We start from the raw sequence: 8,622 nt of genomic DNA, 5'->3' as shown, positions 1-8,622 counted from the left end.
CCTCCATCTCCGGCACATCGCCATAAAGCGCCTCGAATTCGGCGAAGTTGTCGAACACCCTGCGGCTGACATTGTCGATGAAGGTTTCGGCGGGTGCGCCATTCGCGAGGATGATCTCATGTCCCTCGGTCTCGATGTGATAGACGGTGTAGGTCTCGCCCATCTCGGCCAAAGGCACCCGGTGGATGGTCACCCCGTTCACCAGAGCCCCCGCGTGGCAGATGACGTCCTCCACAAGCATGCCATGATCGGCAGTCACTGTCAGATCGGTGTGCGGCAGGCCCTGCCCGAGGGATCCGGCGGCAAAGCGCACCGGCATCAGCCGTTCGGCAGGTCCGAAGCAGGTCATGACCGTCTGGCGACCAATCCATTTGACCGGAACGGAGCGCCCTTCAACGGTCTGAACCCGGTCGCCGAGCCCGAGATCCTCGACCGCGCGCTGGCCGTCCGGCGTTGCGATCAATGTCCCTGCGCAAAAGCAAACGAGGTTGGTGTTCGAGGTGGTCAGGTCCGACAGGCTGGTGCCTTCCATCACCAGGGACCCGCCGCCAGCCCCTGCTGGCAGGGTGATCAGCAGTGATCCATCCCCTTGCTCAGCGGCGGCTGCAAGCAATTCGGAGAAGTCGCTGAAGAGAGATGACAGATCGACGATGTCCCCGTCACCGGCATTGAAATCCGTGATCCGGTCGGTTGCCCCACCGCCAAACCCACGGAAGAGGTCGGCGCCGGTCCCTCCCGACAACGTGTCGTCGCCATCGCCGCCATTGACCGTATCCGCCCCGTCCCGCCCAAAGATGCTGTCATTGCCGCCATTGCCCAGAAGCGTGTCGTTGTTCACACCGCCGAAGATGTCTTCGTGGAAGAACTGGCCATTGACGGTTGTCAGGGACGACCCGGCTGACTGCGCGGACATCAGCACCATGCGGGCAAAGTCATCGGCGGTCCGCGCATCTGCCCCGGACAGGGACTCGATCGCGGCGGCAAGCTCGGCGTAATGGGGCGACAGGCTGGAAGACTCTGCATAGGTGCCGGTCACCACCCCGCCGGGCGTGGTATGTTCGCCCCCCCGCACCACGACCCCGATCAGGTAGGAATGGGAGGAACCATCTCCATCCGGATCGAAGCTCAGGAAGGTGCCTCCGCCGCTCATGCCGCCAACGGGTTCGGCCCCCTCCACGGTGTAGAAGCCACCCATATCGCCACTGACGTTCTGCTCGGTATAGTCACCGGCGGCGAGGGTGCCGGTGGTCTGGTGCAGAACGCCCGCGGTGTTGTTGAGCGAGTTATCCTCCTCGGGATAACCGGTGATCACCACATTGCCGGACAGGTCGTTTGGATCGTTGGCGATCAGCATCGGCGCGGCGGGACCGTCGTAGAATGCCCCCGTGGAGACCAGAGGATCCCCAACCTGCAGGCTGATGTCGAACCCGGCGAGGATCGTTTCCGGCGTGCCGTTACCGTCAAGATCTTCCCGATAGGCCGTCCAGGGGGAGCCCCCTGACGGCAGGGTGAAATCATACTCCGTCGTTGCGTGGCTCTCGGCCGCGCCGGGCAGGCCTTGCTGCGGCGTTGCCGTGTGGGACCCGCCTGCTGAAGGGAAGTGATTGGCGCTGAAATAGATGCCGCCACCGATGTGAACTCCGGACCATTTGACCTGAACAGCGGTCAGATGCACCAGATCGGTGGTGCCTGTGTTGACAATCTCCAGCACCAATCGCCCCCGCGGTCAGAGTTAATAGAAAACCAATTCCAACAGCGGTATCACGCGCTTAAACGGCCGGTCAATCTGCATTGCCGAAGCAGATCGAGATTGCTCTCAGGCAACCTCTGGCTGCAATAGGCGCAGTAAGATGCCTTTTGGCACCTGCCGGACAGACATCGCACGGGGGTATGGCAGTTCTTCCATCTCGGGCACGTCGCCATAGAGCGCCTCGAACTCCGCATAATTGTCGAAGACCCGGCGGCTCACGTTGTCGATGAAGGTCTCGGCAGGCGCGCCGTTGGCGAGGATGATCTCATGCTCTTCCGTCTCGATGTGGTAGACGGTGTAAGTCTCTCCCATCTCCTCCAAAGGCACCCGCGTGATCGTCGTGCCATTCACCAGCGCCCCCGCGTGGCAGATGACGCCCTCGACCAGCATCCCGTGATCGGCGGTGACGGTCAGGTCGGTGTGCGGAAGGCTATCGCCCAGAGACCCGGCGGCAAAGCGCACCGGCATCAGACGTTCGGCGGGGCCGAAGCGGGTAAAAACCGTCTGGCGGCCGACCCATTTGACGGGCACCGTCCCGCCAGATGTTGTGAGGATTCGATCTCCGATCTCCAAGGCCTCCACCGCGCGGCGACCGAAAGGGGTGGAAATCTCTGTTCCCGCCAGAAAGCACAAAGCATAGGCACTGACCGAACTTCCGACCGACGAGAGCGCGCCATTATCTGACAGCACGCGGATAATGCCACCGCCATCAGGTTGAATGATCGGATCGCCATCGGACGTAATCCCAAGAACCTTGAAGGTGCCCCCGTCCCAGAACACATCATCCCCAACAGCAACGGTTCCGTCGTTTGGGTTGGTGTCCTGTTCGGAAATGTCAGCGGTATTTCCGAAGGGACCTAAAAGCGTCAAAGTTCCCCCGACTGATCCCGATGAAACAACATAGGAAAACGCAAAAGACTCAGCAGCCATCTCAAGCCCCACTCGTTACAAAAACAACTACAATACAATGTTACGCGTTAATTTGTTACCTGCCAAGAGACTGCTTTTCGTTAACAATCATTAACAAACTGGCGTCAGTTTTTGAATTATTCCCCTGAATCAGGGGTGATCGGAAAATTTCTAAAGATAAATGAAAACACCGTCTTCCCAAGAACTGCAGACCCGCATGAAAATGCACCCCGGACGGGAAGGGTAGACCGTCCGGGGCGCACTCCCTCCGGCCAACAAGACCGGGCGGGGGAGGATCGCTTGGATCAGGCGGCCAGCGCGGCGGCGGCAGCCGTGTAGTCGTAGCCGAGATCACGGGCCACAGCCTCATAGGTGACCTGGTGATTCCAGACGTTGAGCCCGTTCGCCAGGTGCGGGTCGCGCGACAGCGCCTCTTTCCAACCAAGATCGGCAATGCGCAGCGCGTGGGGCAGGGTCACGTTGTTCAGCGCATAGGTCGAGGTGCGCGCCACGCCGCCCGGCATGTTGGCCACGCAGTAATGCACGATCCCGTCCACGGTGTAGATCGGGTCCGCATGGGTGGTGGCCTTCGAGGTCTCGAAACAGCCGCCCTGGTCGATGGCCACATCCACCATCACCGCGCCGGGCTTCATGGTGGACAGCATCGCGCGGGTCACCAGCTTGGGCGCGGCAGCACCGGGCACCAGAACCGCACCGATGACCAGATCTGCCTCGGCCACGCATTCCGCGAGGTTGGCGAGGTTCGAAAACCGGGTCTTGGCCGAGGATTCAAAATGCATCGACAGGCGCTCCAGTACATCGGGGCTGCGGTCGAGAATGGTCACATCCGCGCCCAGACCCACGGCCATCTGCGCGGCGTTGAAGCCCACGACGCCGCCACCGATCACGGCCACTTTCGCGGGCACCACGCCCGGCACGCCGCCAAGCAGAACACCACGACCGCCATGGGATTTTTCCAGCGCCGTTGCACCCGCCTGGATCGACATCCGGCCAGCCACCTGGCTCATCGGCTTCAGCAGCGGCAGGCCGCCACCCGCACCGGTCACGGTTTCATAGGCAATACAGGTCGCGCCCGAGGCGACGAGGTCCTTGGTCTGCTCCGGATCGGGGGCGAGATGAAGGTAGGTGTAGAGAATCTGACCCTCGCGCAGCATGGCGCGCTCAACGGCCTGCGGCTCCTTGACCTTCACGATCATGTCGGCCTTGGCGAAGATTTCTTCGGCAGTGTCGATGATGGTGGCACCGGCAGCCACATAATCCTCATCCATCGCGCCGATGCCGGATCCGGCATTGGTCTCGATCAGGACGCTGTGGCCATGCGCCACCAACTCGCCCGCGCTTTCCGGCGTCAGACCGACCCGGTATTCGTGATTCTTGATTTCCTTGGGACACCCGACGATCATGACGACCTCCTCCATCGCGGCATTTCCTTTGCGCCAGAATACGCGCGGTTGAGTGCAATTTTCTTGATTTCTTCCCGCATTTTGACAATATCAGCGCAACAATCTTGCGCAAAGCTACCAAAAACCGGGAAAAAATGGACAGCATCGACACCCGCATCCTGCATGCGCTTCAACGCGATTCGAGCCGCCCGGTCGCCGATCTCGCCAATGAGCTCGGCCTCTCCGCCTCTGCCTGCCATCGGCGCATCAAGTCACTGGAGGCCTCTGGCATCATCGCGGGCTACTCTGCCCGGCTCAGCCGTCGCAAGATGGGATTCAATCTTCTGGTCTTTGTCGAAATCACCCTGCGCAGCCAGGAGCGGAGTGTGCTGGACGGGTTCGAGGCCGCTGTCCGCGCCGCGCCCGATATCCTCGAATGCCACCTGACCAGCGGGCAGGCCGACTACACCCTGCGCGTGGTCGCCCGCGACATGGACGACTACGACCGTATCCACCGTGATTGCCTGGCGGCGCTGCCGGATGTGTCCTCCATGCACACCACCTTCGCGCTGCGTCCCATCAAGTTCTGGCAAGGCTACCCGGTGCGTTGATATCTTGGGGCTTTGCCTCGGCCCCGGCCCCGGTTAGGGTCAGGCGGGTTTGGTTGACTGCGAGGGGGCAGGTATCATGCAGGTCGTGTTTCACATGGGGGCCCCGTGCACCGATGACGACAGGCTGATCCGGTCCCTCCTGAAGAACCGGGAGCCGCTGGCAAAACAGGGCATCGCGGTGCCCACCCCGGCGCTATATCGAGATGTCCTGAAGGACACGCTGCGCGCACTTGACGGTGCCCCCGCCCCGGCAGAGTTGCAGCGCAATATCCTGACCTCGGCCAAGATCCCCGAAGGCACGGAACGCATCATCTTTTCCGATCCGCGCATGGTCTCGATCAACCGGCTGGTGGTGATCGGCGCGCAGATCTGGCCGATGATCGACCGGGTCTCGCGCAGCTTGCGAAACCTCTTTCCCACGGCAGAGGTGGAATTCATGCTTGGGATGCGCGATCCCGCAACGCTGATCCCGGCCCTCTTCCGAGGCTCTCGCTTCCGCCAGTTCGAGGAGTTTACCGAGGATATGCAGCCGCACGCCCTCGCCTGGTCCGAAATGCTGGCGCGCATGCGCGTGGCGGTGCCCGACTGCCCGGTTTCAGCCTGGTGCAACGAGGACACGCCGCTGATCTGGGGCGAAGTGATGCGCGAGCTTGCGGGCTGCGACCCGCTGGCCCCGCTCGATGGCGTGGATGACCTGATCGAGGATCTGATGGACCCTGCCGGCTTCCGTCGGATGCAGCGCTACCTGTCTGAAAATCCGCCGGAAAACGAGATGCTGCGCCGCCGGGTGGTGGCTGCCTTCCTTGACAAATACGCGCTCGACGACGCGCTGGAGGAAGACCTGGACACCCCCGGATGGTCCGCCGAGATGCTCGACGACATGACCGCCTCCTACGAAGAAGACATGGACGCGGTCGCCCATATCCCCGGCGTCACCCTGATCACGCCCTGAGCCCTTCTTCTTGGCCAAAATACTCCCGCCGGAGGCATCCTGCCGCTGCAATCGGCGCAAGGGGCTGATCGGCTCTCGAAGCATGCCACCCATCCGTGGCAACGCGGCCCGAGGAGGGCGCCAGAGGCGCCTGACGAGGGGCGCCCCCGGGTCGACGCCAAAGGCGGCGACATCACCGCATGCCAAGCGCTTCCTTGTACATCTCCATCACCGCTTCTTCCTCGGCGATATCGTCGGGCTCGCGTTTGCGCAGCGCGATGACCTTGCGCATGACCTTGGTGTCATAGCCGCGCCCCTTGGCCTCGGCCATCACCTCTTTGATCTGGTCGGCGATGTCCTTCTTTTCCATTTCCAGCCGCTCCACCCGTTCGATGAACTGGCGCAGCTCATCTGCGGTCACACGGTAGCTGTCGGGGGGGGAATTCACGTCATCCATCGGGCCTGCCTCTCATTGCCGGATCTCACCAGAGCCCCGGTCTAGCCCCCCTGCCCGCCCCCCGCAAGACTTGCGAAGCGCGACGGGCTCGGCTAGGCGACTATCAGGGACGGAACGAAGGGATCTGCACATGGAATGGCTTGTTTGGCTCGGCGCGGCGCTCACGTCTGTGGGGCTCATAATCATCGCCTATTGCATCGCCTCGGCCGTCCGGGTGCGCCGGGCGGACCTGCCCGATGTGGAAACCCGCGCCCGGCTGCAGCGGATCGTGTTTCTCAATATGGGGGCTCTGCTGATCTCGGCGCTTGGCCTGATGTCGGTGGTGATGGGCGTATTCCTCGCCTGACGGCGGCGAGGTTTCCAAGCCGCTCAGTCCAGCCGCGCAGCGCCAAGGATCTGGCCCGGTCCCGCCATCTGCACGATCGCGGCAATGGGCAGGGCCGAGTCATCGACCAGCTGAAGCTCGTAAGGCTCGGCCCCCGACCAGTCTCCGACCCGCATCCATTCGGTGACGATATTGCTGTATTCCACGGTGCGGCCCGCATTCTCTCCGCGCCGGATCTCAACCATTTCACTGGGCATATAGCGCACGATCTGGACGATCATGCCGGGTTCCTCCAGCGCCATCGAGGCCACGGCGCGCAGCACGATGCCCCCCTCGACACGCGACAGGCTGACCTCCACCGGATAATCCACGACCCGGTATTGGGCGATCAGTTCCGCCACATCCATCGGCTCGTAGCCCACCACCCGTTCCACACCGCCCACGATCATCTGCGGCGTATAGACCATGCGCTGCCCGGCATGGCGGGCATAGGCGTGCTGGCGGCGGGTGAACTGACCGGAGGCAAAGGTATCGGCCCATCCGATATAATCCCAGTAATCCACATGAAGCGCCAATGCGATCACGTCCTCCCGCTCGGCCAGCTGCGTCAGCAACGCATCGGCGGGCGGGCAGGCCGAGCAGCCTTGCGAGGTGAACAGCTCCACCACGACCGGGCTGTCGGCACGGGCCGCGGGGGCAGTCAGCGAAAGCAGACCGAGGGCAAGTGAGGCGATGAGTTTCCGCATGATGGTCGTGAGTGTTCCCTTATGTCCCCTGATAGGTAGTGAACCCGGTCCGTGGACGCCAATCAAGCCTTTGCGAGTTCGCGTTACAGCCAACGCCGGGTTTGTTGAAGATAGCGTCGCGCCTCCAGCCCGAAGCTGTCGACCAGGGCTTCCTCCTCCGGGATGATGAACCGCAGGGTCAGGACCGACACGAATAGCCCCGGCAACAGGATCGGGCTCAGCACCCCCAGCCACAGCACATAGCCCGTCAGCATCGCCACCATGGCAAGGTAGATCGGATTGCGCGACCAGCGGTATGGCCCCTCCACGATCAGCGCCTTGGGCGTATGATGCGGCTCGATCGGGGTTTTCTTGCGCCAGAACCAGATGGCCGACCAGCCGATCAGAACCAGCCCGCCTGCGATCATGAGCAGTCCAAGCCCCCAGAACAGCGGGCCGAAGGCCACGACAAGCGGCAATTCCCGCGCCAAAAGCCACGCCGCCGCGCAAAAGCCCGCGAACCAGATCGGCGGCCAATCGGGGAAGCCCTTGAACATCTGAGCCCCTCTACTGCCCCTGCCCTGTCGGCCGATGCTCATGGCACCCGAAGCCGCTCATGTCAGACCACCGGCCAGCGAGAACCGCAGCGACAGGCAGGACAGACCGCCATCCAGCAACGCCGCCTGCGTCATCGGCAGCTCCGCCACGGTGTAGCCTGCCTTGTCCAACCGCTCCACGGTGCGCGGGTGACCGGCGCTGACGAAGACATGATCGTTGAAGCGGATCGCATTGGCCGCCGCATGCTCAAGCGGTGCCGTCTCGATCACCCGGTAGCCGTCGAAACAGCCGGTTGCCGCAAGCTTCGGCGTGGCCAGGATGGTTTCCGCATCCAGAAGACTGCTTTCGGTCTTGAAATGCAGGATATCGGCAGGGGTTTCCACGATCCGCAGGCGGTAGCCCAGATCCTCGACCAGCGGGCGCAGCGCCTCTACCCCTGCCAGATCGGTCCGCGCCGACAGGCCCACCATCACCTCCGTGTCGGAACACAGGATATCGCCCCCATCGACGAAGCCTGTGCCGGGCAGATCCCGCACCTCGGGAAACATCCCCTCCAACACGGGTTTCAGTGCCTGCGCCTCGCCAAGCCGGGTGGGCGCGCCGGGGCGCAGCACGATGGCGGTGCCCTTCAGACACAGGGCCGGGTCCTCGATGAAGCAGCTGTCGGGAAAGTCCTCCAGCGGTTCCAGCACCGTCACCATCGCGCCCGCATGGCGCAGGGCGTCCATATAGGCGGCGTGTTCGGCGTCGAAGAGGTCCGGGTCGGGCGCACCCATGTCAACGGCGCGCAAGCCTTGCGTGCAGGACCGCGCGGGACGGCGACACAAGGCATGGGTGAAGCGGAAGGAATGATCGGTCATGGCGGCCACTGTGCCGCCATTCCCGGTCTTGTGCCAGCCGAAAAGGCGGGGATTACGCTGCGCGTTGTCCGTCCAGCTTTAGCTTGAGCCGCT

At 62.9% G+C, this 8,622-nt stretch carries 10 protein-coding genes; 3 read left to right on the top strand and 7 right to left on the bottom strand.

Features of this window, described 5'->3' with window-relative positions:
* From BKY26_RS09220 to ald, 3 genes are all read right to left on the bottom strand, one after another.
* The coding region (locus BKY26_RS09220; protein ID WP_131541823.1) for a Hint domain-containing protein at positions 1-1,711 on the bottom strand (1,711 nt) is incomplete at its 3' end.
* Positions 1,712-1,816: 105 nt separating this feature from the next.
* Positions 1,817-2,620 (bottom strand): Hint domain-containing protein, encoded by an 804-nt coding sequence (locus BKY26_RS09215; RefSeq protein WP_158514319.1) that lies wholly within the window; start codon positions 2,618-2,620, stop codon positions 1,817-1,819.
* 344 nt (positions 2,621-2,964) lie between these two features.
* Positions 2,965-4,083, bottom strand: coding sequence for an alanine dehydrogenase (gene ald, locus BKY26_RS09210; protein WP_071690108.1), 1,119 nt, complete (start codon positions 4,081-4,083; stop codon positions 2,965-2,967).
* A gap of 134 nt (positions 4,084-4,217) precedes the next feature.
* On the opposite strand from ald, the gene BKY26_RS09205 reads away from it, so the two are divergent.
* Positions 4,218-4,673, top strand: coding sequence for an Lrp/AsnC family transcriptional regulator (locus BKY26_RS09205; RefSeq protein ID WP_071690106.1), 456 nt, complete (start codon positions 4,218-4,220; stop codon positions 4,671-4,673).
* Positions 4,674-4,749: 76 nt separating this feature from the next.
* On the top strand, positions 4,750-5,625 hold the full coding sequence (locus tag BKY26_RS09200) for a hypothetical protein (protein WP_071690105.1): 876 nt from the start codon (positions 4,750-4,752) through the stop codon (positions 5,623-5,625).
* Between the two features lie 172 nt (positions 5,626-5,797).
* On the opposite strand, the gene BKY26_RS09195 is transcribed toward BKY26_RS09200, so the two are convergent.
* Positions 5,798-6,061 carry a DUF2312 domain-containing protein gene (locus BKY26_RS09195; RefSeq protein ID WP_071690104.1) on the bottom strand — a complete coding sequence of 88 codons (264 nt, stop codon included), beginning with the start codon at positions 6,059-6,061 and terminating at the stop codon, positions 5,798-5,800.
* 130 nt (positions 6,062-6,191) lie between these two features.
* Between BKY26_RS09195 and BKY26_RS09190 the strand changes: the two genes are divergently transcribed.
* Positions 6,192-6,407, top strand: a complete 216-nt coding sequence (locus tag BKY26_RS09190) for a hypothetical protein (RefSeq protein WP_071690103.1) — start codon at positions 6,192-6,194, stop codon at positions 6,405-6,407.
* 23 nt (positions 6,408-6,430) lie between these two features.
* On the opposite strand, the gene BKY26_RS09185 is transcribed toward BKY26_RS09190, so the two are convergent.
* The 3 genes from BKY26_RS09185 to BKY26_RS09175 all read right to left on the bottom strand — a co-directional run bounded on the left by BKY26_RS09185 (position 6,431) and on the right by BKY26_RS09175 (position 8,529).
* Positions 6,431-7,132 carry a DUF1223 domain-containing protein gene (locus BKY26_RS09185; RefSeq protein ID WP_071690102.1) on the bottom strand — a complete coding sequence of 234 codons (702 nt, stop codon included), beginning with the start codon at positions 7,130-7,132 and terminating at the stop codon, positions 6,431-6,433.
* Positions 7,133-7,215: 83 nt separating this feature from the next.
* A complete protein-coding gene (locus BKY26_RS09180) occupies positions 7,216-7,668 on the bottom strand; it encodes a methyltransferase family protein (protein ID WP_071690101.1) in 453 nt (150 codons plus the stop codon).
* A gap of 57 nt (positions 7,669-7,725) precedes the next feature.
* Positions 7,726-8,529 (bottom strand): dimethylarginine dimethylaminohydrolase family protein, encoded by an 804-nt coding sequence (locus BKY26_RS09175; protein WP_071690100.1) that lies wholly within the window; start codon positions 8,527-8,529, stop codon positions 7,726-7,728.
* Between the last annotated feature and the right edge of the window lie 93 nt (positions 8,530-8,622).

It is taken from the genome of Nioella sediminis, from assembly GCF_001879695.1.
GTDB classification, from domain to species: Bacteria; Pseudomonadota; Alphaproteobacteria; order Rhodobacterales; family Rhodobacteraceae; genus Nioella; species Nioella sediminis.
Note: the sequence above shows the minus strand (reverse complement) of the source record. Positions and strands in the feature narration are given on the sequence as shown.

Excerpts from the sequence above, each read along its gene's own strand:
- ald (WP_071690108.1), bottom strand. The coding sequence starts at position 4,083 with ATGATCGTCGGGTGTCCCAAGGAAATCAAGAATCACGAATACCGGGTC.
- BKY26_RS09205 (WP_071690106.1), top strand. The coding sequence starts at position 4,218 with ATGGACAGCATCGACACCCGCATCCTGCATGCGCTTCAACGCGATTCG.
- BKY26_RS09200 (WP_071690105.1), top strand. The coding sequence starts at position 4,750 with ATGCAGGTCGTGTTTCACATGGGGGCCCCGTGCACCGATGACGACAGG.
- BKY26_RS09195 (WP_071690104.1), bottom strand. The coding sequence starts at position 6,061 with ATGGATGACGTGAATTCCCCCCCCGACAGCTACCGTGTGACCGCAGAT.
- BKY26_RS09190 (WP_071690103.1), top strand. The coding sequence starts at position 6,192 with ATGGAATGGCTTGTTTGGCTCGGCGCGGCGCTCACGTCTGTGGGGCTC.
- BKY26_RS09185 (WP_071690102.1), bottom strand. The coding sequence starts at position 7,132 with ATGCGGAAACTCATCGCCTCACTTGCCCTCGGTCTGCTTTCGCTGACT.
- BKY26_RS09180 (WP_071690101.1), bottom strand. The coding sequence starts at position 7,668 with ATGTTCAAGGGCTTCCCCGATTGGCCGCCGATCTGGTTCGCGGGCTTT.
- BKY26_RS09175 (WP_071690100.1), bottom strand. The coding sequence starts at position 8,529 with ATGACCGATCATTCCTTCCGCTTCACCCATGCCTTGTGTCGCCGTCCC.